Source organism: Millisia brevis NBRC 105863, assembly GCF_001552615.1.
Lineage (GTDB): Bacteria > Actinomycetota > Actinomycetes > Mycobacteriales > Mycobacteriaceae > Millisia > Millisia brevis.
Genome location: NZ_BCRN01000009.1, coordinates 193,040 through 219,473, shown reverse-complemented (window position 1 = coordinate 219,473; position 26,434 = coordinate 193,040). Strand labels below are relative to the sequence as shown.

23 protein-coding genes are annotated in these 26,434 nt (G+C 70.5%); 9 read left to right on the top strand and 14 right to left on the bottom strand.

The features are described from left to right. Positions 1–11 precede the first annotated feature (11 nt). The gene (locus MB1_RS14495) at positions 12–1,874 is read right to left on the bottom strand and encodes a peroxidase family protein (protein ID WP_157084080.1); all 1,863 of its coding nucleotides are present in this window, start codon (positions 1,872–1,874) and stop codon (positions 12–14) included. Between the two features lie 308 nt (positions 1,875–2,182). Here MB1_RS14495 and MB1_RS14490 point away from each other — a divergent pair, with 308 nt between their 5' ends. Beyond that, positions 2,183–2,977: a hypothetical protein gene (locus MB1_RS14490; protein ID WP_157084079.1), complete on the top strand. Its 795-nt coding sequence runs from the start codon at positions 2,183–2,185 to the stop codon at positions 2,975–2,977. Between the two features lie 32 nt (positions 2,978–3,009). Here the strand turns inward: MB1_RS14490 and MB1_RS14485 are convergent, their stop codons facing one another. After that, positions 3,010–3,579, bottom strand: a complete 570-nt coding sequence (locus MB1_RS14485) for a helix-turn-helix domain-containing protein (protein WP_066908596.1) — start codon at positions 3,577–3,579, stop codon at positions 3,010–3,012. 112 nt (positions 3,580–3,691) lie between these two features. Between MB1_RS14485 and MB1_RS14480 the strand changes: the two genes are divergently transcribed. The 3 genes from MB1_RS14480 to MB1_RS14470 all read left to right on the top strand — a co-directional run bounded on the left by MB1_RS14480 (position 3,692) and on the right by MB1_RS14470 (position 6,029). Beyond that, on the top strand, positions 3,692–4,435 hold the full coding sequence (locus MB1_RS14480) for an AzlC family ABC transporter permease (protein WP_084351793.1): 744 nt from the start codon (positions 3,692–3,694) through the stop codon (positions 4,433–4,435). Further along, complete coding sequence (locus MB1_RS14475; protein WP_066908593.1) at positions 4,432–4,752, top strand: AzlD domain-containing protein; 321 nt, start codon at positions 4,432–4,434, stop codon at positions 4,750–4,752. The genes MB1_RS14480 and MB1_RS14475 overlap by 4 nt, the downstream gene beginning before the upstream one ends. A gap of 65 nt (positions 4,753–4,817) precedes the next feature. Then, the gene (locus MB1_RS14470) at positions 4,818–6,029 is read left to right on the top strand and encodes a serine hydrolase domain-containing protein (RefSeq protein ID WP_218000246.1); all 1,212 of its coding nucleotides are present in this window, start codon (positions 4,818–4,820) and stop codon (positions 6,027–6,029) included. Here the strand turns inward: MB1_RS14470 and MB1_RS14465 are convergent. After that, the gene (locus MB1_RS14465; RefSeq protein ID WP_066908467.1) at positions 6,008–6,589 is read right to left on the bottom strand and encodes a TerD family protein; all 582 of its coding nucleotides are present in this window, start codon (positions 6,587–6,589) and stop codon (positions 6,008–6,010) included. The genes MB1_RS14470 and MB1_RS14465 overlap by 22 nt on opposite strands. 56 nt (positions 6,590–6,645) lie before the next feature. Continuing rightward, entirely contained in the window at positions 6,646–7,194 is a 549-nt protein-coding gene (locus tag MB1_RS14460) for a hypothetical protein (protein ID WP_066908464.1), read from the bottom strand. 74 nt (positions 7,195–7,268) lie between these two features. Between MB1_RS14460 and MB1_RS14455 the strand changes: the two genes are divergently transcribed. The 3 genes from MB1_RS14455 to MB1_RS14445 all read left to right on the top strand — a co-directional run bounded on the left by MB1_RS14455 (position 7,269) and on the right by MB1_RS14445 (position 11,895). Next, on the top strand, positions 7,269–8,954 hold the full coding sequence (locus tag MB1_RS14455) for an Hsp70 family protein (protein WP_084351791.1): 1,686 nt from the start codon (positions 7,269–7,271) through the stop codon (positions 8,952–8,954). Between the two features lie 57 nt (positions 8,955–9,011). Next, the gene (locus MB1_RS14450) at positions 9,012–9,392 is read left to right on the top strand and encodes a DoxX family protein (protein WP_157084078.1); all 381 of its coding nucleotides are present in this window, start codon (positions 9,012–9,014) and stop codon (positions 9,390–9,392) included. Positions 9,393–9,540: 148 nt separating this feature from the next. Then, positions 9,541–11,895 (top strand): Ig-like domain repeat protein, encoded by a 2,355-nt coding sequence (locus MB1_RS14445; protein ID WP_157084077.1) that lies wholly within the window; start codon positions 9,541–9,543, stop codon positions 11,893–11,895. Positions 11,896–11,991: 96 nt separating this feature from the next. Here MB1_RS14445 and MB1_RS14440 read toward each other — a convergent pair whose 3' ends face one another. After that, positions 11,992–12,669, bottom strand: coding sequence for a VOC family protein (locus MB1_RS14440; RefSeq protein ID WP_066908458.1), 678 nt, complete (start codon positions 12,667–12,669; stop codon positions 11,992–11,994). Positions 12,670–12,877: 208 nt separating this feature from the next. Continuing rightward, positions 12,878–15,202 carry an accessory Sec system translocase SecA2 gene (gene secA2, locus MB1_RS14435; protein WP_066908455.1) on the bottom strand — a complete coding sequence of 775 codons (2,325 nt, stop codon included), beginning with the start codon at positions 15,200–15,202 and terminating at the stop codon, positions 12,878–12,880. Between the two features lie 114 nt (positions 15,203–15,316). Here secA2 and MB1_RS14430 point away from each other — a divergent pair, with 114 nt between their 5' ends. Both MB1_RS14430 and MB1_RS14425 read left to right on the top strand, forming a co-directional pair. Further along, positions 15,317–17,008 (top strand): tetratricopeptide repeat protein, encoded by a 1,692-nt coding sequence (locus tag MB1_RS14430; RefSeq protein WP_066908452.1) that lies wholly within the window; start codon positions 15,317–15,319, stop codon positions 17,006–17,008. 184 nt (positions 17,009–17,192) lie between these two features. Next, positions 17,193–19,064 carry an alkyl/aryl-sulfatase gene (locus MB1_RS14425; protein WP_066908449.1) on the top strand — a complete coding sequence of 624 codons (1,872 nt, stop codon included), beginning with the start codon at positions 17,193–17,195 and terminating at the stop codon, positions 19,062–19,064. Here MB1_RS14425 and MB1_RS14420 read toward each other — a convergent pair. The 8 genes from MB1_RS14420 to MB1_RS14385 all read right to left on the bottom strand — a co-directional run bounded on the left by MB1_RS14420 (position 19,054) and on the right by MB1_RS14385 (position 26,433). Beyond that, on the bottom strand, positions 19,054–19,899 hold the full coding sequence (locus MB1_RS14420; RefSeq protein ID WP_066908447.1) for an urease accessory protein UreD: 846 nt from the start codon (positions 19,897–19,899) through the stop codon (positions 19,054–19,056). The two genes, MB1_RS14425 and MB1_RS14420, sit on opposite strands and share 11 nt — an antisense overlap. A 112-nt stretch (positions 19,900–20,011) precedes the next feature. Continuing rightward, the gene (gene ureG / locus MB1_RS14415) at positions 20,012–20,782 is read right to left on the bottom strand and encodes an urease accessory protein UreG (RefSeq protein ID WP_066908444.1); all 771 of its coding nucleotides are present in this window, start codon (positions 20,780–20,782) and stop codon (positions 20,012–20,014) included. Between the two features lie 7 nt (positions 20,783–20,789). Then, positions 20,790–21,194: a VOC family protein gene (locus MB1_RS14410; RefSeq protein WP_066908441.1), complete on the bottom strand. Its 405-nt coding sequence runs from the start codon at positions 21,192–21,194 to the stop codon at positions 20,790–20,792. A gap of 9 nt (positions 21,195–21,203) precedes the next feature. Next, entirely contained in the window at positions 21,204–21,656 is a 453-nt protein-coding gene (locus tag MB1_RS14405) for a helix-turn-helix transcriptional regulator (RefSeq protein WP_066908438.1), read from the bottom strand. 38 nt (positions 21,657–21,694) lie between these two features. Continuing rightward, positions 21,695–22,399, bottom strand: a complete 705-nt coding sequence (locus MB1_RS14400) for an urease accessory protein UreF (RefSeq protein WP_245650195.1) — start codon at positions 22,397–22,399, stop codon at positions 21,695–21,697. 13 nt (positions 22,400–22,412) lie between these two features. After that, positions 22,413–24,116, bottom strand: coding sequence for an urease subunit alpha (locus MB1_RS14395; RefSeq protein WP_174531962.1), 1,704 nt, complete (start codon positions 24,114–24,116; stop codon positions 22,413–22,415). After that, positions 24,116–24,751 (bottom strand): urease subunit gamma, encoded by a 636-nt coding sequence (locus MB1_RS14390; RefSeq protein WP_066908435.1) that lies wholly within the window; start codon positions 24,749–24,751, stop codon positions 24,116–24,118. The genes MB1_RS14395 and MB1_RS14390 overlap by 1 nt, the downstream gene beginning before the upstream one ends. Continuing rightward, complete coding sequence (locus MB1_RS14385) at positions 24,748–26,433, bottom strand: purine-cytosine permease family protein (RefSeq protein WP_066908578.1); 1,686 nt, start codon at positions 26,431–26,433, stop codon at positions 24,748–24,750. Before MB1_RS14385 ends, MB1_RS14390 begins: the two co-directional genes overlap by 4 nt. Position 26,434: the final 1 nt, after the last annotated feature.

The following is a 26,434-nucleotide window of genomic DNA, read 5'->3' as shown; positions in this document are numbered from 1 at the left end:
GGGCTGGTCCTTCACGCGGAGTCCTTTCGGCTCGGGGAGGTCGAACCCGCGGCCGTCGAGGGCCACGGAGCGAAGGGGTTGTCGACGCCGGCGAGGGCCGGTGCGAGAGCCGGGAAGTGGCGCAACAGAACCGAGCGCATCGAGTTGTTCCGCACCCAGGACATTCCGACGTCGGTGTATACCTCGGAGCGGAAGTCGGTGGTGAAGAATCGATCACTCGACAGCCGACGCGAGGCCATCAGGATGAAGACGCGGAATGCGGTGTCGCTGAAGCCGAATCCGTTCGGCTTGGGTTCGGCGAAGAGGCCGACCATCAGATCGACCTGCTCGAGGTCGTCGGCGTAGACCTGTCGGATCTCCTCCGCCAGGGCGTGATCGCCGCCGGTGAGCTCCTCGAACGAGCGGACGGGCTTCATCCGGAAGTGCCGCCGGAATTCGTTGTAGCGGGGCACGCCGAGTTCACGGGTCCGCAGGATGTCGATCGCGGCGAGGTCGATCTCGTTGCCGTCCCGCCGGCCGAGGTGCCGCAGATGTTGGGGGTAGTTGTGCAGGGTCAACGCGCCCGCGTAGCCGGTGCCGAAGGAGTAGAACAGGTCGTCCATCGACACCTCGGCGAGCCGATCGCGCACCCGGTCGAGCAGCAGGTCCGGCAACTCGACGTCGGCGATGGCGCTGTCGTCGGCCAGTCGGCGCAGGGTGACCCGATCGGGGATCAGCGGGTGCATCCGGTAGACCGCGACGAACTCCTCGGTCAGCGAGAACGGCGTCCCGTGGTGATCGGTCGGTGATGAACCCGGAATGCCTTGCAGCAATTCACCTCTGGTGATGCGGCCGAAGAGGCGCCCGAAGCGCTCCCCGAGGATCCCGAACCAGTTGCCGCGCATCGCCGCGACGGTGGTCGGGTGCGCGATGATCGCCGGCGTCCAGTCGACCGTGTGGATCTTGGCCATCAGCGCCGTATTGACCAGTCGGGCGATGTCGTAGAGCTGCTGATCGTCCATCGACGGATAGGCCGCGGCGAGCCGGTCGCAGATCGCGTTGTGTTCGCGCATGAACAGCGAGTGCAACAGGGCCAGGCCGACCCAGAAATTGGCGGCGATCCCGTCGGCGTCGAGGTGGTCGTCGACATCGGCCGGCGCGAGGCCGTCGGCGTCGATGCGCAGCTTGCCGCCGATCCCGCTGCGCAGGGCGTGCGCGACGTCGCGGGTGCTGCCGTAGATCTGCGACCCGTCCCACCAGTGGCTTTCCGCGTTCGGATAGACCGGTGGATCGGTGGGGTCGGCGTCGTCGGTCGGCTCGGTGCGGCGGACCGCCATCGCGGTATGTGCCATCGGGCAGCCGGCGTGGCCGGTGGGGACCGAACCGCTGGGAGCGGGCAATACGACCGGGTCGGCCGCGGTGGTGCGGTGGGCGAACCAGTCGTGCACCTCGAACTGAATCCACGCTCCGGCCAAGAGATTCAGCGTGGTCGCCGGTTCGAACTCGCGCCGCGCCAGCAGCCGTTCACTCACCAACCGCGGGTTGGGAGTGCGCAGCATCCGGTCGTCCTCGGGGAACGCGTCCGCGAGCGGGATATTGCGCCCGAAGACCGCTCCGGCGGCGCCCATGGCCGGGTCCTGCGGATCGTTGCCGGAACCGTCGACCGAGCGCACCCGGCAGCGGGCGTCGAGCGCTCCGGGATATGACGTGACAGCCGGATCGGTGACCGTCCCGCCGCCGAGTGCGTGGAGGTTGGCCGCCCTGAGCGCGACGCGCAGGCCGACCAGGACCGGAAGGGCCAGCGGTACCGGAAGCCGCGACCATCCGATCGTGCGATCGATCCCGGTGGACACCGCCGCCAGTAGAGCCGGCGGGGAGAGCGGAAATCGGTTCACGCCATCAGTGTGGCCGGTGGGTGGACCACCAACACGCGTAGTGGACTACTCGAATCGGACGTCGCCTTCGCCCGGATCGAGCGGACCGGTCTTTTCGATAACGGGGGTTGGACCACCCGGTCGTTAGAGTCCGTGCGGCGGATCCGACCGGGAGTTCGAGTAGTCCACTACGCGTGCGGAGGGGACCCGATCGGAGCGACGCTGTTCACTCGGGTCGTCCGACCAGCGACGACCCGTCCGATTCGGGGATGCGATCGATGGAGGTCGCTCCGGTTCGGACACGTTCGACATCCGAAGGGTGGTTCACGGTGGTGGTTCCCATCGACATCGGTGTGATGGTCACCGGCAACATCGATGACGCGCTGCGACGCCTGCGGATCACGGGCACCGCGTCGACGGTGCGCGATGTCTGGTACGCGGAGGCGTGCGCCGGACTCGAACGCGGCCGGCTGTCGTTGCTGTCGGGCGGCATCGTCCTGCGGATGCGCAGCGCGGCCCGCTCCGGCTCGATCGCCTACCTGGGGGAATGCGCCCGGGCCGACGTAACGGTGATGCTGCGCCCCCGCTCGGGTAGTCGGCTGACCGGCCAGTGGGCGGAATCGTTCGACGGCCGATCGATCAAGTACCGGGTCGCCGGTGAGTGGTGCGGTCCGCGGCGCGGCCTGGTCGCATCGGCGACCAGCAAGGTCGAGTCGGGCGTCGTCGCGGAAGCCGTTGCCGCCGGAGGTGATCCGGGTGCGGCGCTCAACGCCGCGCAACGGCACCTGATGGTCACCTGCGCCCCCCACGGGGTGGCGGTCGACCGGCTGGTCGCCCTCGGCTCGGTGCGGACGCGCACCTGGAGATCGATGGACGTCGGAGGGTTCCGCGTGGTCGCGCAGCGCTACCGCGTGCGCGATGCCGATCTGCTGCGGTTGAACACCCGGGTGGAGCCGTCGGCGGGGGAATCGGGGGCCGCGTTCATCGCGCGCGCCGCGTCGGTCCATCGCGGGCTGCACGAATTGGTGCGCCCCTACGGCGATATCGAGGCCGACTTCGAGTCGACCCTCGGCCTGCTGCTGAATTCCTCGGCGCGCAAGTGGTGTGCGGCGCACGCGCGCTGACGGCGCCGGCTCGCAGGTCCCCGGCGGGAGTCTCAGATGTGTTCCGAGACCAGCACGGCGCAGGTGCCGGCTTCCTCCGCGCGGAAGATGTGCGGCTGGTCGCCGGGATAGGACAGGTAGTCGCCCGGATGCAGTTCGATCGGGTCGTCGGCCAGGCCGGTGAGCGCTCGCCCGGCGGTGACGATGACGTGCTCGATCGTGCCCAGTTGATGCGGTTCGGATAGGCGGGGCTCGCCGGGTTCGGCGCGGATGAGGTAGATATCGCGCCGCGCTCCCGGCGGGCAGGTCGTCAGCAGGGTCGCGGCGTAGTCGGTGTGCTCGCTGACCACCGCCGGGCCCTCCCCGGCGCGGATCAACCGCACCGGCGCCGGTGTCGGGTCGACCAACCGGGAGAACGGCACTCCCAGGGCGGTGCTCAACGCCCACAGCGTCTCCACGCTGGGATTTCCGGTCGCCGATTCCAGCTGGGACAGTGTCGATTTGGCCACCCGCGCGCGTCGGGCCAGCTCCGCGGCGGAAATACCCGCCCGCCGGCGCTCGCGTTGCAGGGCGGCGGCGATCGTATGCAGCGGGGTGGTCGGATCGGTCGGCAGGTCGGTCATCGGTCTCTTCGTGGTCGTCGCGCGGCGGTCGCGGCGTCGGCCGTGCCGTTCGACAAACACTACCGCACGTTCATCTTGACGAACGTTGCGATGCGGGTTCATGATGATCGCCATGCGTTCGATATGGCGAACAATCGATCGGCAGACCGGTCGAGAGGTGCTGCTGGTCTGCGTTGCGGTCTGTCTGGTGGGCGCGTCGTTCGGGGCGATCGCCGTGGGCGCGGGGCTGCCGGTGTGGATCCCGATGCTGATGTCGGTGGTCGTCTTTGCCGGCGGCTGCCAGTTCATGTTCGTCGGCATCCTCGCCGCCGCGGGCGGCCCCTGGACGGCGGTCGCGGCGGGCTTGCTGGTCAACCTGCGCCACGTGCCGTTCGGATTCGCGCTGGGCGATACGCTCGGCGGCTCGCTGCGCAGCCGACTGCTCGGCAGCTTCCCGATGACCGACGAGTCGGTGGCCTTCGCTCTGGCGCAACGTGATCCGGCCACGAGGCGGGCGGTCTACCTCGCCTGCGGCGCCGGGCTGTTCGTCTTCTGGAATATCGGCACGGTCGCCGGGGCCCTGTTGGCCGGGGTGATCCCCGATCCGAACCTGCTCGGTCTCGACGCGGTCTTCCCCGCAGTGGTGCTCGCCCTGGTACTGCCGAGCCTGCGCGACACATCGGTGGCGCTCGCCGCGGTGGTCGGTGGGGCGCTCGCGGTCGCGTGCACGCCTTTTGTGCCCGCCGGGCTGTCGATTCTGCTGGCCGCGGCGGCGGTGCCGTTGGCCGCGCTGGGGCGCAAGCCGGTCACCGGTGGCTCAGGTGGCTCCGGTGGCTCCGACGAATCCGGCGACGAGTACCTGGAGGCGGCCCGATGAGCGGGGCGGGCCTGGTGGTGCCGATCCTGGTGCTCGGCCTGGGCACCTATGCGCTGCGATTGGTCGGACCGCTTGCCCACCAACGTCTTCGACTGACCGACGAGATGCGCCGGTGGATGGCGGTCGTCGCGACGGTGCTGTTGACCGCGCTTATGGCGACCGGCGCCGTGCTCGACGGGGATACCTTCGCGGGGTGGTCGCGGGTGGCGGGGGTGGCGACCGGCGGGATCCTGGCGTGGCGGGGCGCGCCCTTTGTGGCGGTGGTGCTCGCCGCCGGGGCCGTCACCGCGGGGCTGCGGCTGCTCGGCGTGCCCTGACACCGTCCGGCCCGCCGCCGCGTGCCCACCGGGATGTGTCGTACCGCCGCCGTATCCTCGTCGGGGTGGGCATCCCGATGGAGAGCATCGCGCAGGATGTGGTCGACGACGCCGTCGCACAAGGGCGGGCGCCGGGGCTGGTCGGCCTGATCGACGGCCCGGAAGGTCGAGCCGTGGTCACCGCCGGCGTCATGGAACCGGGCCGGCCGGAACCGATGCGGGCGGACGCCGTCTTCCGCCTGGCGTCGCTGACCAAACCGGTGATGGCCGCCCTGGTGATGACCCTGATCGACGCGGGCCTGCTCGCCCTCGACGATCCGGTCGAGCGGTGGCTGCCGGAACTGGCGACGCCGAGCGTCCTGCGCACCCCGACCGCGGCCCTCGACGACGTGGTCGCCGCCCGGCGCCCGATCCTGGTCGAGGACCTGCTGACCTTCCGCGCCGGCTATGGCTTCCCCACCGACTTCTCCTTGCCGTGGGTGGAGCGGCTGCTGGAACTGTCCGGGGGCGGCCCCGCGCCGCGGCTCGAGACCGACGCCGACCACTGGATCGAGGCGCTCGCGACCCTGCCGCTCCTGCATCAACCGGGCGACGGGTGGCTGTACAACACCTGCTCCGATATCCAGGGTGTGCTGGTCTCCCGCGTCCTGGACCGCCCGCTCGGCGAGGCCCTCGCCGAACGCCTGCTCGACCCATTGGGTATGGTGGACACCGGCTTTCACGTTCCACCGGCCGACGCCCACCGCGTCCCGTCATCGGTGGAGGTCGATGACGACGGGGTGCGGGTACGGCAATCCGGGGCCGGGACGTGGACGCAGCCCGCGCGGTTCGCCTCCGGCAGCGGCGGCCTGGTCTCGACGGTGTCCGACTGGGCGGCCTTTGCCGCCATGCTGCTCGCCGGCGGAGTGGCCCCGGACGGCAGGCCCATCCTGTCGCAGCGCTCGGTGAGTGCGATGACCACCGACCACACCACCGCGGACCAGCGCACGAGCGCCGGGATCTTCCTGGACGGCCAGGGCTGGGGCTACGGCGGCAGCGTGGACATCGCGGCGATCGATTCGTGGAATGTGCCGGGCCGATACGGCTGGATGGGCGGCTCCGGGACCGCCGGCTACATCGTGCCGTCGACCGGGGTGACGGTCCTGCTGTTCGGACAGGTGGTGTTCACCGGTCCGGGAACCCCCGACTACACGGGCCGATTCCTCGACCTCGCCGTACCCCGACCGAACCCGCCGGTCGGGGCACGGGCCGGGGATCAGCCGACGTTGACGCCGTAGTCGCGGGCGATCCCGGCGAGACCGGAGGCGTAGCCCTGGCCGACCGCGCGGAACTTCCACTCGCCGTCGCGCCGGTAGACCTCGCCGAAGATCATCGCGGTCTCGGTCGAGGCGTCCTCGGACAGGTCGTAGCGGGCCAACTCGGCATCGTCGTTGAGGTTGACGATGCGGATGAACGCGTTGAGCACCTGCCCGAAGCTCTGCCGACGGGCATCCGCATCGTGGATCGACACCGGGAAGACGATCTTGTCGACATCGGGTCCGAGGGCGGACAGGTCGATGTTGATCGATTCGTCGTCCCCGTCGCCCTCACCGGTGAGGTTGTCGCCGGTGTGCTCGACGCTGCCGTCCGGGCTGCGCAGATTGTTGTAGAAGACGAAATGGCTGTCGCTGATCACCCGACCGGTCGCATTGCAGATCAGGGCGGACGCGTCCAGATCGAAGTCCTGACCGGTGGTCGCCCGCACATCCCAACCCAGACCGACCGACACCCTGGTCAGTGGAGTTGTCGCCTGCTTCGACAGCGAGACGTTGCCGCCCTTGGCCAAACTGACGCTCATCGCTTACGTCACTTCCTCTCCCGTCGACCGCGTCGACACTCGAACTGTGTTGCCGGCTATGTCGGTTCATCGACCGGCGGCTCCGGGACCGCCGGCTCACGGAACCGGCGGACAACCACCAACGCCGGCCGAATCGACCGACCCGACTCCGCCAGGCGCAACCCCTCGACAACCACCCTATCGACGGTGCGGTCGAGCGCAGGATCATCCGTACGAATGATCTCGGCGGCCTCCATCGTCGCGGCGGAGAAGTCGGCGTCGACCGCGGGCGTCACCACCGCGCCGCCGCGGCCGACGATCAGCCGGTCGAGCGCGCCGGCGAGGGCATCGAAGGCGGTGCGCTCGCGATCCGACTCGGCGGTGCTCGCGCAATCGGTCGCGTCGGCGTGGATCGCGGCCAGCTCGACCAGCAGCGGGATGTCCGCACCGGCGCGGCCGGCCGCCTCGACGCGCCGCACCCCGTCGACCAGGCGCTCGATCGTCGCCTGCTGGCGGGCGATCGTACGGGTCATGTCGTCGAGAGTTTCTGGAAGTGAAGGCAATTCGATCCCGGAATCGGGCGCATCGACCGCGGTCGCGGCGGGCTGGTCAACCGACTCGGGCACGACGCCATCCTAGCGGCAGCGCGCGGGTCGGCCGGCGCGCACTATCCGGTCGGCGGCGTCACTAGACTGCCGGCGTGACGGTCCATGGCATCGATTTGGGGACGACGAACTCGGTCATCGCGCGCACCGATCCCGACGGTCGACCGGAGGTACTCGCCGGGATGACCGGCGACGAGATCGTGCCCTCGGTGGTCCTGTTCGCGGGCGCCGGCGAGCACGTCGTCGGCGAGGGCGCGCGACGCCAGGCCCGGCTCGACCCCGATCACGTGTGCACCCTGGTCAAGCGACGTATGGGCGACTCCGAGTGGCGTTTCCTCGCACACGGCAAGAGCTGGTCGGCGCCGGCGGTATCCGCGCTGATCCTCGGTGGCCTGACCGCCGACGCCGCGTTTGCGACCGGCGAGCCGGTGACCAGCGCGGTGATCACCGTGCCCGCCTACTTCGGCGACGAGGAGCGCCGCGCGACCACCCTCGCCGGGGTCTACGCCGGCCTCGACGTGCGCGCCGTGCTCTCCGAACCGATCGCCGCCGCCCTCTCCTACGGCTTCGGGCGGCTCGACGGGGCGATCGACATCAACAAGAACGACGGCCACGAGACCGTGCTGGTCTACGACCTCGGCGGCGGCACCTTCGACGCGACCGTGATCGAACTGGCCGACCGGCGCATCACCGTGCTCGCCGTCGACGGGGACCACCAGCTCGGCGGTGCGGACTTCGACGAGCGGATCGCGCTGCACCTCGCCCGCGAATTCTGCGCCCAGAACCCCGACGCCGAGGACCCCCTCGACGATTCGGTCGGCGCACAGGCGCTGGTCCTGGCGGCCGAGCGGGCCAAGCGGGAGTTGTCCGATGCCGAATCGACCACGGTGGTCGTTGCCCACGACGGGGTGCGCGCCTCGATCCCGCTCACCCGCGCCCAGTTCGAGGACATGACCTCCGGACTGCTCGAACGCACCCTGCGGCTGACCGCCGCCTGCCTGGACGCCGCCGCCGGCCGCGGGGTCTCGACGGTCGACCACGTACTGCTCGTCGGCGGATCGTCGCGGATGCCGATGGTCGCCCGCGCCCTGCGCGAGCGGCTCGACCTGGCTCCGCGCCTGCACGATCCGGACCTCGCCGTCGCCCGCGGGGCCGCGCTCTACGGGGCGAAGGTCGAGCTCGAACGGCTGGTCACCGACGACCTGATCACCCGCGGGCGGCTGCGCGACGGGGCTCCGCTCGAGGATGCCGACACCCGCGATCTGACCGACTCCTGCCGCCGCGTCGCCGACGCGACCGGGATGACCGTCGACCGGGTGCGCCGGTCGGTCGAGATCCGGGTGGACACCGTCGTCTCCCGCGGGTTCGGGGTCCTGGCGGTCAACGACATGGTCGGTGCGCTGGAGAACAGCTGGCTGGTGCATCGCAACGACCGGCTGCCGATCAAGGTGCGCCGGTCCTTCGGCACGATGCGCACCGACCAGGACCAGATCAACCTCGCCGTCGTCGAGCAGCAGGGGATGGACGCCTCGCCGCGGCCGGAGGACTCGAAGCTGTTGGTCGCCGGGCATATCGGGCCGATCCCGCCCGGCTACGAGGCGGGCACCGAGGTGCAGGTGACCTTCGAGATGGGCTTCGACGGGGTCCTGCACGTCACCGCCTTCCACGTCGGTGCGGGCCTGCCGCTGTCGTTGACCGCCGAGACCGGGGCGACGCTCTCGCAGGCCGAGGTGGCCAGGGAACGCCGTCAGATCCAGCGGTCCCGGCGACGAGACGAGTAGGGGCGCGGCGAGGAGGCGGACGCCCCGCTCGACCCGGCGGCGACCTACCCTGACCGCATGGCGGTATTCGGACTGACACGCGACAACTCGCCCCTGCTCGCGCCGGCCGCCGGGCAGGCCGTCGACGCCGGGTTGTCGATCGGGCCGGCGCCGTTCGTGCGGGACTGTCTGACCGGAGTGGGCTTCCCGGAACGGTATTGGGGCATCTTCCCGGTGATCAAGGCCGCCTCGGCGGTCGGCCTCGTGGTGGGCACCCGGCACTTCGGGATCGCCCGGCTGACCGCATGGGCGCTGGTGGCCTACTTCATCCTCGCCGTCGCGGCGCACCTGCGCGCCCGCGATTTTCGGATCTACTTCGGTGCCGCGGTGGGGATGCTGGTCTTCGCCCTGGCGGTCGCCCTGCACGTCGAGGTGCGGTTGCGTCCGGTCGCGGCCTAGTCGCTGCCACAACGTAGCCGTCCGCGGGGGGACCGAGGAGATGGTTGTCGCGGCGGCGCCCCAGCGGGGTTGTTTGTGGCAGGCGTGATCGGTACGGGCGGACACTAAGCTCCTGCGGGTACACGCCGGGACACGGGGGAGGGTGACGGTGACGTCGCAGGACGTGCGGTTGGCGCCATTTGTGGCCAACGACTACCGCAAGCAGGTGCTCGCGCCGATCGTCAAGCGCGGCGGCGACCCGCAGATCAGCGACACCTTCGAGCTCTACGCGCTGCCGCTCGAAGCCGCCGACCAGCCCGATCCGGTGATCGTCGACCGCATCGACGAGGTGTGGGGGTTCTGGCAGCGACACCGCGACCAGCCGAAGTACCGCGTCCTGGTCGCCCAGTTGGTCGCCGAACACGAGGAGCGCTCCGCGCCGCTGCGGGTTCAGGCGCAGCGCGTGCACCTCGCCGACCGGATCCGGCGGCAGCGCGAGAGCCGCGACCAGACCCGATTCGAAGCCCTCGATACGGCGATCCGGCGGCTCGTCGAGCGGTACCGCGGCATCCCCGAGGACAAGGTCGAGGGCCTCTGCGATCTGGCCGCCGCCGACCATATCGGCCGCGACGAGGCGCTGCAGCGGATGCGGCGGCATCGCCGGGTGCCGGCGGTCGGGTCCGAGACCGCCGCGCCTGCGACGGTCGATCGGCCGCTCCCGACCGTCGCGGTCGATCCCGCGATCGCCGAGCGGGCCCGGCAGGTGCGCGATCTGCTCGACGAACTCGGCCGCCAGGCCGACAGCCCCCCGCCGACCACCCTGTTCGATCTGCTCGATCTCGAACCGGACGCCGCACCCGCGCAGATCGAGGACCGCGCCCGGATGTGGCGGGCGCGGTCGCGGGAGATGCCGGTCGGGCGACCGCGCGCGGTGATCGACGAATTGTTGGTCCACGTCCAGCATCTGCTCGAGGCCGGTCCGACGCCGCGCGGCGGCTACCTGGACGCGGTGGCGGAGCAGGTGCGCGACGGGCTGCGCCCCCGGATGCGGGCGGCGATCCTCGTCGAGGACGCGCTCCTGCCCGATGACCGGCACTATCTGACCGACGAGGCGATCGCGCTGGGCCTCGACCACGCCCGCGCCGCCCGGGTCGTCTCGGAGCTTGCCGCCGAGTTGACCGCCGCCGGTCGACCGAGGGCGTCCGGACCGATACCCGCGGTGCAGCCGGTACCGCCGACCGCATCGAGCCCGGCCTCCCCGCCGGTGGAGTCGAGGCAACGGGAGTCGCGACAGCGGACCCCCGACTCGTCGACGAACCCCGTTGAGGCGCAACATGGTCCGGTCGAGACCGCCATGCGCGCGGCCCGCGCGGCCCTGCGGGCGGGGCGCTGCGCGCAGGCCAAGGCCACCGTCGACCGCGCCCGCATGGCGGCGCGCACCGATCCGGCCTTTGCTGCGGTCTCCGCCGAGATCGACGAGGTGATCGCGGCGGCGCGACTGCGCTGGCGGGCGGCGGTCAGCGCTCACGAAGCGGGGCGGCACGCCGAGGCGCTCGGCCACCTCGAACACCTGCGACGCGCCGCCTCCGACCTGCCCTACCCGGGCGATCGCCGGTTCGACCTCGACGACCTGCTCGACAGCGCCCGCGCCGCGGTGGCCACCGCCGACAGGTTGGTGGCCGAGTCGATCGCGTTGCCCGAATCTGACAGGGCTGCAAGACTTCTCGAAGCAGTCGCGGTATGCGCCGAACACCCCGAGGCGATGGCGCAGCTCGCATCTATCGCCGTCGGAGCGCCGGGTGCGGTGCGCACCGCCCGCATCCCGGCGGGGGTCGAGGTGACCTGGGAGCCGTCGACGACCGCGGACGTGCGCTATCGGGTGGCGCGCGTCGACGCAGCCGGGACGCAGCGCGTGGTCGGACGTACCGCCGCCACGTCGATCATCGACGGCGCGGTCGCCCCGAATGATCCGATCCCGGTGTACGTGGTCACCGCCCACCACACCGGGCGCACCTCGCCCGAAGCGACCTCCGCTCCGCCGGTCGGGGAGGTGGACGCCGTTGCCGGTTCCACCGCTCCGCCTTCGCCCGGCCCCGCCGCCGCTGTCGGCCCAGCCGCCGGCTCCGATGCTGGCTCCGCCCCGGTCGCCCCGCCCGCCACCGCGCCGCCTCTCACCGCCCCGCCCGGCACCGCTCCGCCCGGCACCGCCCCGCCCGGCACCGCCCCGCCCGGCACCGTGCCGCCCGCCGCTGTTGCCGACGTCGTCGATCCGGCGGGGGTGCCCGCACCCCGAGGGCTGGTTGTGCGGCCCGGGGCCGCGAGCGTCGTCATCTCCTGGGAACCCGTCTCCGGCGCGACTTACAAGGTCACCCGCCTCGACCCGAACGGCTCCGAGCGCGTGGTCGGCCGCACCTCGGCGCCGATGATCGAGGACGGGGGCGCTCCCTCCGGAACGGCCCCGGTCTACGAGGTGATCGCGCTTCGTGATGGTTCGGCGTCACCATCGGCGCGCTCCGACGGCTGACCCGGCCGCGCGGGATTCAGCCACGCGCAACCCGAAGATGCGAAGAGGGCCCGTCGACGACGGGCCCTCTCGTATCGGTGCGGAAGGTCCGATAGCTCAGGTGTGGGCGGGACGCGGCGCGCGCACCGGACGCTGCGACTGCGCATCCACATCGCGCCGCGGATCGTCCGACGCCTCCTGCGGCTCCGGAGAATCGGGTAGGGGATACGGCGTCGGCATCGGCGCCGCCGCCCGCCAACCGGCGCCCTCGGGCACGCCCTCCCGATCCCGCCCGTCCCGCGGACGATCCCCCAGACCGTCCCGCGCACGAGCGAACTGCCGATCCGACGCCGGCTGCCCGGATCGGTGGACCGGCGCACCGGCCGGCTCGGCATCGGCCGCAGCGGCCGCCGGGGCGACCGACTCGACGATCATCCAGCGGTGACCGAACGGATCGAGGATCGCCGCCCCGCGCCCGTACCGGGAATCGGTGGGCTCGCGTTCGACCACCGCCCCGACTCGACGGCAGCGCGCGACGCAGGCATCGCAGTCCGGCACGGTCAGATGCAGCTTCACCGAACTCGGCCGCGCCGGATCGGCGGCCACCGCCCACGCCTCGGGGGACGGATCGGACAGCACCACACGCGATCCGAACAGGGCCAACTCGGCCGAACCGATCGTCCCGTCGCTCATCTCGATCGGATTGCCGACCACGGTCGCGCCGAACGCGTCGTGATACCAGCGGATCGCCGCCCTGGTGTCGTGCACGCACAGGTACGGAATCAGTGATGCCATGAACTACCCCCATTGTCCCGCTCGGCCGGGCCATCTTCGGTCCCGGCCGTGTGTCGGTCCGTCGCGGTCGAACCCCCGCCGCGACAACCCGTCCCGTCCAGTGTGCATTCCGAACGGTCGCCAACGCTACGGCTGAGAGGGAAAAGGTTCGTACCCGGGGAGTAGATCGGGGTATTGGTCCGTTTTTGGTACCCTTTGGTTGGTTACCTCAGCGGATCCGGCGGCGCAGTTTCGCGGCGATCGAGTTCAGCGCCCGGTCGAACTCCGAGCCGTACGGGTTCTCCTGCACCACATAGGTCCACGTGGTGGTCGGACGCGGCGCCACCCGATCCTCCGGCGGCAGCGACCCGTCCGACTGCTCGACCGCCTCGTCGAAGGCGTCGACCACACCGGTCACCGTGCGTTCGGACAACTCCGCGAAGACGGTGCCCGACTCGCGCTGGAACTCCTCGATCGGATCGAGCTTGCCGAGCGCGCGCATGTGGATCCCCTCGCGCAGTTCGGCAAGAAAGGCCAGGTAGTCGATCCATTCCTGATCGATCCGGTGCAGCACGATCCGCCGGGCCAACTCCTCGGCGTCGTCGTCGCCCAGCTTCTCGCAGGCGAGTTCCCAGCCGTCGGGATTGCGATCGGAGATCAGGGTCGCCCCCGCCTCGCCGTGCAGGACCGCCTCGCGCTGCTCGACCACACCCGCGCGCTGCTGTTCGGTCAGCTTCTCGAAACGCCAGGTATTGCGCACGATCTCGAGGATCACGCCGGCGGCCACCCGTTGCGCGTGACCCATCTTGTGGATCGCCTCCGGGTCGGAGATCAGCCCATCGTCGTCCGCGGGGAAGTCGACGTCGCCCTCGTCGAGGTAGTGCTCGACCAGCTCGTCCTGCGCCGACGCGTACAGCGCGCTGGTTCCCGGGTCGCCCTGCCGGCCGGCGCGCCCGCGCAGCTGCTCGTCGAGGCGGATCGACGAATAGTGCCCGGCCGCCAACACCAGCAGACCGCCGAGCCCGGCGACCTTCTCGCGTTCGGCCCCGTCGGAGCCGCCCAGCCGGATATCGACACCGCGGCCGGCCATCTGGGTGGACACCGTCACCGTGCCCGGTGCGCCGGCCTCGGCGACGATCGCCGCCTCGCGGTCCTCGTTGCGGGCGTTGAGCACCTGCACCGGGATGTCCCGCGCGACCAGTGCCTCGGCCAACCGCTCCGACTCGGCGACGTCGAGGGTGCCGACCAGGATCGGCCGGCCTTCGGCGTGCTCCTCGGCGATCCGGCCGATCAGCGCCGCGTCGCGCTGTTCCCGGGTGGCGTAGATGCGTTCCGGTTCGTCCTCGCGGATCACCGGCTCGTTGGTCCGGACCACCGCGACCTGCAGTCCGTACAGCTCGTTGAGCTCCTCGGCGACCGCCGCCGCGGTACCGGTGAGCCCGCAGACCGTCGCATAGCGGGCGATCAACGCGCGCACGGTGATCGAGTCGAGCACCTCACCGGCGTCGGTGATCGGCAGGCCCTCCTTGGCCTCGACCGCCGCCTGCAGCCCGTCCGGCCACCGCTGCAGCCGGTCGACCCGGCCGCGGGAGGCGCTGACCAGGCGCACCTTGTTGTCCTCGATCAGATAGTCGATATCGCGGCGCACCAGCACCTGGGCCTGCAGGGCGAGGTTGACCGAGGTGTGCAGGGCCAGATTCTGCGGGGCGTAGAGGTCGACGCCGCCCAGCCGCTTCTCGACCTTCTCCACCCCCGCATCGGTCAGACCGACATTGCGGCCGTCGTCGTAGACGGTGTAGTCGGCGCTCGGGGACAGCTCGCGGATCAGATCGGCGAGATCCTCGGTCTGCGGCGCGGCCGCGGAGCCGGCGAGGATCATCGGGATGCGGGCCTCGTCGATCAGCACCGAGTCGGCCTCGTCGATGATCAACACATCCGGCTCGGCGGTGACCTGCTCGGCCGGGGTGCGGGCCTGCCGATCGCGCAGCACGTCGAAGCCGATCTCGTGGACCGCGGCGTGCAGAACCGGCCGCTCGTAGGCGGTGCGGCGATCGTCGGCCGGGGTCTCCGTCCGGATCGAACCGGCCTCGATACCGAGCAACTCGTAGAGCGACCCCATCCAGTCGGCGTCGCGGGCAGCGAGGTAGTCGTTGACCGATACGACCTGCACCCGGCGGCCCTGTCGCACATAGCCGGCCGCCGCCATCGCCGCGACCAGCGTCTTGCCCTCGCCGGTCGACATCTGCACAACATTTCCGTCGAGCAGCGCCAGCATGCCGACGATCTGGACGTCGAAGGGGCGCTCGTCGAGCGCGCGGTGGGCGGCCTCGCGGGCCAGCGCGGCGAAGCGCACCTTTTCGGTGTCCTTCCAGGTGCCCTCGGGCAGAGCCAACGCCGCCTCGCGCAGTTCGTCCGCGGACAGCTCGTGAATCTCGTCCTCGGCCGCCGCGATGCGGGGCAGCAGCTTCTCGTACGGGGCCAGTTCGATGCTGGCCGGACGATCGAGGAGACGGCGGGTGCGCGCTCGCAAACGACCCAGCGACAGGCGACTCATAGCACCCGACGCTACGCGAGCGGCTATCCCCGACCGTCCGGGCGCCGCCGTCGGGTTTCGATCACCGCGCCCGCGATCCTCGCCGACCCGTCCCGAGGCGCCTACGCTGAGCCCATGTCACGTCCGTCGGCCGGCGACTATTACGACCTCGGCGACTACTCCCGCCCCGTCGACACCGATTCGCCCGACGCCCGGAAGTGGTTCGACCGCGGCCTGATCTGGGCCTACGCGTTCAACCACGACGAGGCGATCAGCTGCTTCGAGCGGGCCCTCGAGCACGACCCCGACCTGGCGATCGCCCGCTGGGGCATCGCCTACGCGATCGGGCCGAACTACAACAAGGCGTGGGAGGCGTTCGACCCGGCCGACCTCGGTGAGTCCCTCGCCCGGGCCCGATCGGAGCTGCGCCTGGCCGCCGACGGCCGCGCCTCCGACGCCGAGCGCGGGTTGATCGAGGCGCTCGCCGCCCGCTTCCCGGCCGACGACCCCGACGATGCCGCGGCCCTCGAAGCGGGCACCGGCGCCTACGCGGACGCGATGGTCGCCCTGGCCGCGCGTTTCCCGGACGATCCCGACATCCTCACCCTGACCGCCGACGCGCTGGTCAACGTCAGCGCCTGGGCGTTGTGGGATACCCGCACCGGCAAGCCCGCGCCCGGATCGCGGGTGCTCGAGGCGAAGCCGCTGCTCGAGGCGGTCCTGGCCACCGATATCGGCCGCGGCCACCCGGGCGCCCTGCACTTCTACATCCACCTGATGGAGATGTCCGCGCACCCGGAGGAGGCGCTGCCCGCCGCCGATCTGCTGCGCGACCTGGTGCCCGACGCCGGACATCTGCGGCATATGCCCGCGCATATCGACGTGCTCTGCGGCGACTACCACGCCTCGGTGGTCGCCAATCAGCGTGCGGTCGAAGCAGATCGGCGGTTCGTGGCCGAGCGCGGACCATTCAATTTCTACTCGCTCTACCGCGCCCACGACCTGCACTTCGTCGTCTACTCGGCGATGTTCAGCGGTCAATCCGCGATCGCCCTGGCCGCCGCCGAGGAGCTGGCCGGGCAGCTGACGCCGGAACTGCTGCGCGTCGAGTCGCCGCCGATGGCCGACTGGCTCGAGGCGTTCGTGCCGCTGCGGGTGCACGTGCTGATCCGCTTCGGGCGCTGGGACGATCTGCTCGCCGAGCCGTTCCCGGAGGACCGCGAGCTCTACGCCACCACCGTCGCGACCCTGCACTACGGGCGCGGGGTCGCGCTGGCCGCGACCGGGCGGGTCGCCGAGGCGCTGGTCGAACGGGACGCCTTCACCGCCGCCTACGCGGCGGTCCCCGAGTCGCGATACCTGTTCAACAACACCGGCCGCGACATCCTGGCGGTCGCCGCATCGATGCTCGACGGCGAGATCCTCTACCGCGAGGGCCGGCACGAGGACGCGTTCGCGGCGCTGCGCCGGGCGATCGAGCTCGACGACGCGCTGCCCTACGACGAGCCGTGGGGCTGGATGCAGCCCACCCGGCACGCCTACGGTGCGCTGCTGATCGAGCAGGGCCGGATCGCGGAAGCGGCCGAGGTGTACGCCGCCGACCTGGGCCTGGACCCGACGTTGAGCCGACCCTGCCAACACCCGAACAACCTGTGGGCGCTGCACGGCTACCACGAATGCCTGCAGCGGCTGGGCCGCGACGCCGAAGCCGCGCTGGTGGCCCGGCAACTGGAACTGGCCGGGGCGCGCGCCGATATCCCCGTCCTCGCCTCCTGCGCCTGCCGGCTGGAGGTCTTCGAGGACCCGGCCGGGGGCTGCTGCCACTAGCGCGCCGGGGTGGTGTGCAGGGGTCTTCCTCACCGGGCCGCCGTGACGATTATTGTCGCGGCGATGCTGTGAGGCGGACGGTTGCACACGGCACCGGGGTTGGCGGAGACAAATACCATCCGGACGGTCGGATATGTGCGCGTTGTCACCCCGCGCGGCGCATACCCGGCGTTACTGTTCGGATATGCAGAGCAAGCCGCCCACGCCCGCCGTCGAGGCCGCGCACGGCGCACATCTGACCACGCTTCCGTTCGAGGACACCCGAGATTTCGCCGACGCCGCCCGCGGATTCATCGCCGCGCAGAGCCCGTGTGTCATCACCGCCGCCGATGGTCGCGTGGTGTGGGACAACGACGTCTACGCCTTCCTCGCCGGGGACGCGCCCGCGAGCGTGCATCCGAGCCTGTGGCGGCAGTCGACCCTGGTGGCCAAGCAGGGGCTCTACGAGGTCGTCGAAGGGATCTACCAGGTCCGCGGCTTCGACCTGTCCAACATCACCTTCGTCGAGGGCGACACCGGCATCATCGTCATCGATCCCCTGGTCTCCACCGAGGTGGCCGCGGCCGCGCTGGCGCTCTACCGGCAGCATCGGGGTGATCGGGCGGTCGTCTCGGTCATCTATACCCACAGCCATGTCGACCACTTCGGCGGTGTGCTCGGCGTGACCACGCAGGCCGACGTCGACGCCGGCCGGGTGTCGGTCCTGGCACCGGAGGGCTTCCTCGAACACGCGGTGCAGGAAAACGTCTACGCGGGCACGGCGATGGCCCGCCGCGCCGCGTACATGTACGGCACGGTGCTCGAACGGGGACCGCGGGGCCAGGTCGGCTGCGGCCTGGGGCAGACCCCGTCGACCGGCGAGGTGGCGATCATCGTGCCGACCGTCGACGTCCGCGAAACCGGGGAGGTCCACACCATCGACGGGGTGCAGATCGAGTTCCAGATGGCGCCCGGCACCGAGGCGCCCGCCGAGATGCACTTCTACTTCCCGGGTTTCCGGGCGCTGTGCATGGCCGAGAACGCCACCCACAACCTGCACAATCTGCTGACCCTGCGCGGCGCCCTGGTCCGCGATCCGCACGGCTGGGCCGGCTATCTGACCGAGGCCATCGACACCTTCGGCGAGCGCGCCGACGTCGTCTTCGCCTCGCACCACTGGCCCACCTGGGGTAGGGATCGCATCGTCGAATTCCTTACCCTGCAACGGGATCTGTACGCGTATCTGCACGACCAGACGTTGCGGCAGCTCAATCAGGGGCAGACCGGTATCGAGATCGCCGAGACCTTCGAGATGCCGCCCGCCCTGGAGCGGGCCTGGCACGCGCGCGGCTACTACGGGTCGGTCAGCCACAACGTCAAGGCGATCTACCAGCGCTATATGGGCTGGTTCGACGGGAACCCGGCGCGGCTGTGGGCGCATCCGCCGGAGGCGATCGGGCCGCGCTACGTCGCGGCGATCGGTGGCATCGACCGCGTCGTCGAACTGGCCCGGCAGGCCTTCGACGACGGCGATCTGCGCTGGGCCGCCACGCTTCTCGACCACGCGATCTTCACCGACGAGAATCACGCCGGCGCCCGCGAGCTCTACGCGGACACCCTCGAGCAGCTGGCGTACGGATCGGAAGCCGCGACCTGGCGCAACTTCTTCCTCAGCGGCGCAACCGAACTGCGGGACGGCACCTTCGGCACCCCCACGGTGACCTCGGGCGCCCTGGCGGCGCAGCTGAGCCCGGAGCAACTGTTCGACGTCCTGGCGATCAGTGTCAACGGGCCGCGCGCCTGGGATCTCGACCTCGCGATCGACATCACCTTCCTCGATATCGATACCAACTACCGACTGACGCTGCGCAACGGGGTGCTGGTCTATCGGAAGGTCGCGGCCGAGGACTCCGCGCAGGTCACCGTCCGGCTGGCGAGCAAGCTGCGGTTGATCGCGCTGGCGGCCGGGGACAGCGCCTCGCCGGGGCTGGAGATCTCCGGTGACGCGGGCGTGCTCGCCGCGCTGGTCGGGGTGCTGGATCGGCCGGACCCGTCGTTCGACATCGTCACGCCGTAGGCGTGCTGGCGGCCGGAGGTATTCGAGGTGCCGGCCGGGGTGGCAGTGCAGAAGACGTGCGGGAGAGCGTCGGCGAGTGCATATCGTCCTCGACGGTGCTGTGGTGAGCGTGTGGTGCCGGCGCCTCGCGGTGAGTCGCCGGCGCGGCGGTGGGAGCGTCCAAGGGGCTCGCGTGGACCCGGGTGCCCAACCAGCGTTGTACCGAACCGAGTTGATCGAGCTGCAGCGTGTCCGGCCGGTCGGGGAGGCGCTCGCCGATGACGGTCCAGGAGTCGAGGCAGCGGTTCGGGCCGAGGACCGCCCAGCCGCCGCGGGTCGCCGGATCGAGGTCGAGGTCCTCCACCAGCGCGGGCACCGCGTCGCGAACCGCCCGGGTATGCGTGCGCAGCCGCCCGCCCCGCTCGCCGGTGCGGCCGAGTACCAGGGTTTCCCGCAGCGCCACAACGGATGTGGCGTCGACATCGACCGTGGTGGTGCGGCCGACGTCCGCGCCGTCGGCCACGACGAAGGGTTCGCTGAACCACATGACCCGGGCACCGTCGCGGGCCCGCACCGCCACGTCCCAGCGCGCGGTCGGGTCGGGGGTGCCGCGCATGTCGTAGGCGACCGTGCCGGCCGGTTCGATGATCTCGACCGTCACCGGTCCGACCACCGACACCTCGATCCGCACCGCGTCGCCGGCCAGCAGCAGGGCCTGCCCGGCGATCAGCGCCACCCGCACCACCCCGCCGGAGGCGCGCACCCGCCGCGCCTGCATCGGACCGTGCCGCAGATCGACCGCGATCCGACCGGCGGTATCGACGCGGACGTCGATGCCGGTGGCGTTCACCGGCATCGCGTCCGAGATCGCCGGGCCGGCACCGTGACTCGGGGCGGCACCGTGACTCGGGCCGGCGCCGTGACTCGGGGGAGTGCCGTGATTCGGGCCGTCGGTGCGGGCGGGCGTATCAGTGCGAATGGGCGTGGTCGTGATCGTGGGTGTGCACGGTCCCGTCGGCGTGGGTATGCGGCTCCTCGCCGGCGTGCGAATGCGGGGCCATCGGGCCGGGATCGATCGCCACGTGGCTGCCGTCGCGGTGCGCGGCCAGGACGCCGCGTACCCAATCGCCCAGGGCCGCGACCGATCCGGCATCGGTACGCGACAGGGCCAGCACCGGGCGGCCGTCTCGCGCGTCCCGCGCATCCGACACCATCTGCGGCACGTCGACCCCGACGTACGGGGAGAGGTCGGTCTTATTGACCACCAACAGATCCGCGCGGGCGATACCCGGCCCACCCTTGCGGGCGACGTCCCCGCCACCGGCGACGTCGAGCACGAAGATCTGCGCGTCGACCAGCGCGGGGGAGAAGGTGGCGGTCAGGTTGTCACCACCGGACTCGACCAGCACGATGTCGAGCGGGCCCTGCTCGGCCTCGAGGGTTTCCACCGCGATCAGGTTCGGGGTGACGTCGTCGCGGATCGCGGTATGCGGGCAGGCGCCGGTCTCGACGCCGACGATCCGATCGTCCGGCAGCACACCCTCGCTGCGCAGGAAGCGGGCGTCCTCGTCGGTGTAGATGTCGTTGGTGACCACGCCGAGGCGCAGCTCGTTCGCCAGGGTGCGACAGATCGTGGCGATCAACGACGACTTGCCGGTGCCCACCGGGCCCGCGACCCCCAGGCGGAGGGCGCGGGTCGCGGACGATGGGGTTGCTTCGAGGGAGGGCGCGGTGCTCATCGCCTCATCATGCCTGGGCGATGCGCACCGTGTTGCCCGACGGATCGCGGAAGGCGGCGTCGCGAACGCCCCAGAACTGGTCCATCGGCTCCTGCAGCACCTCGACCCCGTCGGCCGATGCGATCTTCTCGTAGACCTTGTCGAGATCGTCGGTGGACAGGTTGATCGCGCCGAGTTCGCCCTTGGCCAGCAGCGCGGCGATCGCCTCGCCGTCCTCGGCCGAGCGGCCCGCGCGCGGATGGGTCAACACGATCGACAGGCCGGGCTGCGACACGGTCGCCAGGGTGACCCACGTGAAGCCCCCGTTCTCCACCCGATTGGTGACCTCGAGGCCGAGGACCCCCGAGTAGAAGGCGACGGCGGCGTCGGGGTCGTCGGCGAGAACAAAGACGGTGCTGAGCGAAACGGTCATGCCACGACCTTAGGAAGGCGCGCCGGCGGACGCTTCTTCGAAACTGCTCGATGCGGCGGACCGGGTCGGCCGGCGCGGTCGGGTGGCCGCCATCGCCTGGCAGGAGGCCAACCCCACGAGATCGCTGTGACTGCGCGCCCGGTAGGCCGACGGCGTCTCGCCGACCAGGGCGGCGAACCGGGTCGAGAACGAACCGAGGCTCGTACACCCGACCGCATGGCAGACCTCGGTGACCGACAGATCGCCCCGGCGCAGCAGGGTCTTGGCGCGTTCGATGCGGCGGGTCATCAGGTAGTGGTGGGGAGTTTCGCCGTAGGTGTCGCGGAACCGTCGGCTGAAATGCGCGGTCGACATCAGCGCGGTACGGGCGAGCGCGGGAACGTCCAGGGGTTGGGCGTATTCGCGGTCCATCCGGTCGCGCGCCCGCCGCAGCCGGCGCAATTCCTCGAGGTCGACGCCCATGGGTCCATTGTGCGCGGAGGTGCCGGGTGGGCCGGCGGTCAGGCGTGGAAGAGCCGCATGCGGGCCACGGCGTGCCGTTCGGCGAAGAGGTCGATCAGTGGCGCGCCCGGCGCCGGAATCGTTGCGGGGTCGGTCAGATCGGACACCGCGGCGACGAGCGCCTCGATATCGGGGTGCACCGAGGCGAGCCAGGTCGCGGCGGCCGCCGGGTCGACCGGCAGCAGCTTCAGCGACGCCGACACCACGGTCTGCGCGTCGTCGTAGGCGGCCAGCCGAGCGACCTGCGCGGCGTCGATACCGGTGACCGCGCCGATCACCCCGAGCACCACCGCGCGGGCGACCGAACCGTCGCGCGGCAGATGCTCGAGCACCTCCGGCCATACCCGCTCGGCCAATCGCAGGTAGCCGCGACCTTGGCGGCGGGACGCGGCGCGCAGCGCCTGGCTGGGAGTACGCGCGGCCCACTCCACCTCGACCGCCAACGGATCGCCGCCGGTCAGCGTCAGATGCCGGGCGACCACCGCGGTGGCCGCATCGGTGCGCACCACCGTGCGCAGCCGGTCGCGCACGTAGTCGGCGATATCGGTCAGCCGTCGCCCGTCGTCGGCGAGCCCGGCTTTCACCGCCGGCTCGAGCCCGCCGGACTGGGTGTGGCCGCCGGTGGGCAGGCGCGCGTCGGCCAACATCAGCGCGACCAACTCCGGTGACGCGACGGTACGCGGCGGGGAGGTCTCTCCGGTCACCGGTGGCCCGGCATCAGAAGAGGGCGTGCAACTGCGCGAGCGGCAGTTGCTCCGCCGGGGCCGGCCGCACCTGCTCGCCGTCGATCGCGATATCGAAGGTCTCCGGATTGATCTCGATCGGCACCAGGGTGTCGTTGTTGCGCATCTGCGCCTTGCCGACCCCGCGGGTATCGGCGACCGCGGAGAGCCGGCGGCGCAGGTCGAGACGATCGGCCAGACCGTCGTCGATCGCGGCCGGCGCGACAAACGACACCGACAGATCCGCGCCGATCGCGTCGCCGAACGATGGGCGCATCAACACCGGCTGCGGGGTGGGGATCGACGCATTGGGGTCGCCGAGTCCGGCCCAGGCGAGCACGCCGCCCTTGATGACGACACTGGGCCGCCACCCGAATGACTTCGCTTCCCAGAGAACGAGATCCGCGAGCTTGCCGGCCTCGACCGAGCCGACCTCGCTGTCGATGCCGTGCGCGATCGCCGGGTTGATCGTGTACTTCGCGACGTAGCGGCGGGCGCGCTGGTTGTCGGCGGGCAGCGACTCGCCCAACGACCCGCGGCGGGCCTTCATCACGTGCGCCACCTGCCAGGTACGGGTGATCACCTCGCCGATACGACCCATCGCCTGGGCGTCCGAGGAGGTGATCGACAGGGCGCCGATGTCGTGCAGGATGTCTTCGGCCGCAATGGTTGTCGCGCGGATGCGGGACTCGGCGAAGGCGAGGTCCTCCGGGACGTTCGGCGACAGGTGGTGGCAGACCATCAGCATGTCGACGTGCTCGGCGACGGTGTTGATCGTGTGCGGCAGCGTCGGATTGGTCGAGCCGGGCAGCACATAGGGCTTCGACGCGATCGACAGGATGTCCGGGGCGTGGCCGCCGCCGGCGCCCTCGACGTGGAAGGCGTGGATCGATCGTTCCCCGATCGCGCGCAGAGTCGAGTCGACGTAGCCGGCCTCGTTCAACGAATCCGAGTGCAGCGCAACCTGCAAGCCCCATTCGCCGGCCGCGGTGAGGGCGGTGTCGATCGCGGCGGGGGTCGACCCCCAGTCCTCGTGCACCTTGTAGCCGCCGGCGCCGCCGAGTGCCTGTTCGGCCAGACCCTCCGCGGAGACGGTATTGCCCTTGCCGAGCAGCAGAACGTTGACCGGGACATTGTCCAGAGCGCGGTGGATCTGCGCGAGATGCCAGGCGCCCGGGGTGACCGTGGTGGCCTTCGACCCCTCGGAGGGGCCGGTGCCGCCGCCGTAGACGGTGGTGATGCCGGTGGCCAGCGCCTCGTGTAATTGACTGGGCGACAACAGATGGACATGCGAGTCGATCGCCCCGGCGGTGAGGATCTTGCCCTCGCCGGCGATGACGTCGGTCGACGGACCGATCTCCATGCCCGGGGTGACCCCGTCGGCGATGTCCGGATTGCCGGCGCGGCCGAGGGCGACGATGCGCCCGTCGCGCAGCCCGACGTCCGCCTTCACGATGCCCCACCAGTCGAGCACGATCACATTGCTGATCACCGTATCGAGCGCCCCGGCGTCGCGGGTGGTGATGCCCTGGGCCATCGACTCGCGCACCGACTTTCCGCCGCCGAAGACCACCTCGTCGCCGCCGATGGTCAGGTCCTGCTCGATCTCGATCCACAGGTCGGTATCCGCCAACCGAATCTGGTCGCCGGTGGTGCCGCCGTAGAGGGCGGAGTACTTCTCGCGGTCGATCCGCACCATCAGTTGGCCCCTTCCGGAAGCTGCTGTCCGTCGTTCCTGATCTGCAGGCCCGGCACCCGTCCGGCGCCGGCCAATCGCACCGCGGTTACCTCGCGGGTCACGCCCGGTTCGAACCGGATCGACGTCCCCGAGGGGATATCGAGGTGGAAGCCGATCGCCGCCGCCCGATCGAACGCCAAGGCCGCGTTCGAGTCCGGCAGGTGCAGGTGCGAACCGATCTGCACCGGTCGATCACCGGTGTTCTCGACCACCAGGGACAGCGTTTCGCGACCCTCGTTCAGGGTGACCGTGCCCGGTACGACGCGTACCGCGCCGGGGCCCTCCGGATCGTGCGCACCGATCGGATCGTGCACCGTCACCAGCTTGCGGCCGTCCGGGAAGGTGGCCTCGACCTGTACGTCGTGAATCATCTCGGCGACGCCGTCCATCACATCGTCCGGTCCCAGAACCGTACGACCGGCCACCATCAGATCGGCCACCCGAGCACCCTCGCGGGCCCGTTCGAGGACCCAGGTAGTCAGCAGCGCAATGGTTTCGGGGTAATTGAGCTTCACACCGCGCTCCCGGCGATCGCGGGCGAGATTGCCCGCGACCACCAGGAGCAACTTCTCGACGTCGCCGGGGGTCAGGTTCACACGGTCATTCTGGCAGGATCCTCCGGTTCCGGTAGGACATGCGTTCCGGTGGTGTCCGTGCTCAGACACAGCGAGCACACATAGGCGGAGTGCGCGACGCAGGCGGTCATGTCCGGCCGCTCGTACGACTGCGCGCAGACGTGGCAGTCGAGAACCTCGGCCGAGGGGTTGCCGTGCTCGTCGTACATCGGCAGCGGGATGCCGTCGTCGTCCCGGCGCAGGTAGTACCTGCCGCGGGTGACGATCGCCAGGATCGGCGGCAGCACCACCGCCAGGCCGATCGCCACCAGCGGGGAGTAGGGCCGGATCGTCTGGCCGAGGCCGCCGAAGAAGACCAGGATCGACACGCCGGCGGCGACGATCATCGATACGAAGCCCACCGGATTGATCGCGTACAACATGCCGCGACGGAATTCCGGCGCCTTCGGGGACAACCCCAGAATGTGCTTGTTGACCACGATGTCGGTGGCGACCACCACGATCCACGCCATACCGCAGTTGGCGTAGAAGCCGAGGATCGCATTGAGGAAGTCGAACATATTCGCTTCCATCAGGATCAACGCGATCAGCAGGTTGAACGCCAGAAAGACCAACCGGCCCGGATAGCGCTTGGTCACCCGGGTGAAGGCATTGGTCCAGGCCAGCGACCCCGAATAGGCATTCGTCACGTTGATCTTGATCTGGCTGATCACCACGAGCACCACCGCGAGCGTCATCGCCAACCAGCCGGGCAGGAAGCCCTCGTAGATCTCCAGGAATTGGTGGACCGGCTCGTTGGCGAACGACGCACCGTCGGCGACATTGGCGATCAGGTAGACCGCCAGGAAGAGGCCGATGATCTGCTTGAGCGCGCCGAAGATCACCCAGCCCGGTCCGGCGAGCACCATCGCGGTCCACCAGCGGCGGGAGTTCTCCGGGGTCTTCGGCGGCATGAAGCGCAGGTAGTCGATCTGTTCGGCGATCTGCGCGATCAGGCTCAGGCAGACGCCGGCGGCCAGCAGCGTCGAGCCGAGATTCGGGGAGGTGTCGTCCTCGCCGCGATAGGTCAGGAACTGGTTGACCGAATCGGGGTGCGAGGCGACGAGGTAGATGAACGGGATCACCATCAACACCAGCCACAACGGCGTCGTCCACACCTGCAGGGTCGAGAGGACCTTCATGCCGTAGATCACCAACGGGAAGATGATCAGCGTCGAGGCGGCGTACCCGATCCACACCGGAATGCCCAGGCCGAGTTCGAGGCCCTGGGCCATGATCGAGCCTTCGAGGGCGAAGAAGATGAAGGTGAACGACGCGAAGATCACGTTGGTGACCACCGAACCGTAATAACCGAAACCGCTGCCGCGGGTGATCAGGTCGAGGTCGAGGTTGTAACGGGCCGCGTAATAGGCGAGCGGGAAACCGGTGATGAAGATGATCACCGCGAACAGGCCGATACCCATCAGGGCGTTGGCGGTGCCGTAGGCCATGCCGATATTCGCGCCGATCGCGAAGTCGGCCAGATAGGCGATGCCGCCGAGGGCGGAGACCGCGACCACGCCGGTCGACCACCGTCGGTAATGTCGCGGCGCGAAGCGCAGGGTGTAATCCTCGAGTGTTTCGCGAGTGGCGGCATCCCCGCCATGGAGATCCGGGCCATGCGGCTCGGCGCCCGCGTTCTGGTGCTGGGGTTCTGCGGTCATC

What these genes read in the sequence shown, in the direction of transcription:
- MB1_RS14485 (WP_066908596.1), bottom strand. Translation starts at nt 3,579, where the DNA reads ATGACCGACCTGCCGACCGATCCGACCACCCCGCTGCATACGATCGCC.
- MB1_RS14480 (WP_084351793.1), top strand. Translation starts at nt 3,692, where the DNA reads ATGCGTTCGATATGGCGAACAATCGATCGGCAGACCGGTCGAGAGGTG.
- MB1_RS14475 (WP_066908593.1), top strand. Translation starts at nt 4,432, where the DNA reads ATGAGCGGGGCGGGCCTGGTGGTGCCGATCCTGGTGCTCGGCCTGGGC.
- MB1_RS14465 (WP_066908467.1), bottom strand. Translation starts at nt 6,589, where the DNA reads ATGAGCGTCAGTTTGGCCAAGGGCGGCAACGTCTCGCTGTCGAAGCAG.
- MB1_RS14450 (WP_157084078.1), top strand. Translation starts at nt 9,012, where the DNA reads ATGGCGGTATTCGGACTGACACGCGACAACTCGCCCCTGCTCGCGCCG.
- MB1_RS14440 (WP_066908458.1), bottom strand. Translation starts at nt 12,669, where the DNA reads ATGGCATCACTGATTCCGTACCTGTGCGTGCACGACACCAGGGCGGCG.
- secA2 (WP_066908455.1), bottom strand. Translation starts at nt 15,202, where the DNA reads ATGAGTCGCCTGTCGCTGGGTCGTTTGCGAGCGCGCACCCGCCGTCTC.
- MB1_RS14430 (WP_066908452.1), top strand. Translation starts at nt 15,317, where the DNA reads ATGTCACGTCCGTCGGCCGGCGACTATTACGACCTCGGCGACTACTCC.
- MB1_RS14425 (WP_066908449.1), top strand. Translation starts at nt 17,193, where the DNA reads ATGCAGAGCAAGCCGCCCACGCCCGCCGTCGAGGCCGCGCACGGCGCA.
- MB1_RS14420 (WP_066908447.1), bottom strand. Translation starts at nt 19,899, where the DNA reads ATGCCGGTGAACGCCACCGGCATCGACGTCCGCGTCGATACCGCCGGT.
- ureG (WP_066908444.1), bottom strand. Translation starts at nt 20,782, where the DNA reads ATGAGCACCGCGCCCTCCCTCGAAGCAACCCCATCGTCCGCGACCCGC.
- MB1_RS14410 (WP_066908441.1), bottom strand. Translation starts at nt 21,194, where the DNA reads ATGACCGTTTCGCTCAGCACCGTCTTTGTTCTCGCCGACGACCCCGAC.
- MB1_RS14405 (WP_066908438.1), bottom strand. Translation starts at nt 21,656, where the DNA reads ATGGGCGTCGACCTCGAGGAATTGCGCCGGCTGCGGCGGGCGCGCGAC.
- MB1_RS14395 (WP_174531962.1), bottom strand. Translation starts at nt 24,116, where the DNA reads ATGGTGCGGATCGACCGCGAGAAGTACTCCGCCCTCTACGGCGGCACC.
- MB1_RS14385 (WP_066908578.1), bottom strand. Translation starts at nt 26,433, where the DNA reads ATGACCGCAGAACCCCAGCACCAGAACGCGGGCGCCGAGCCGCATGGC.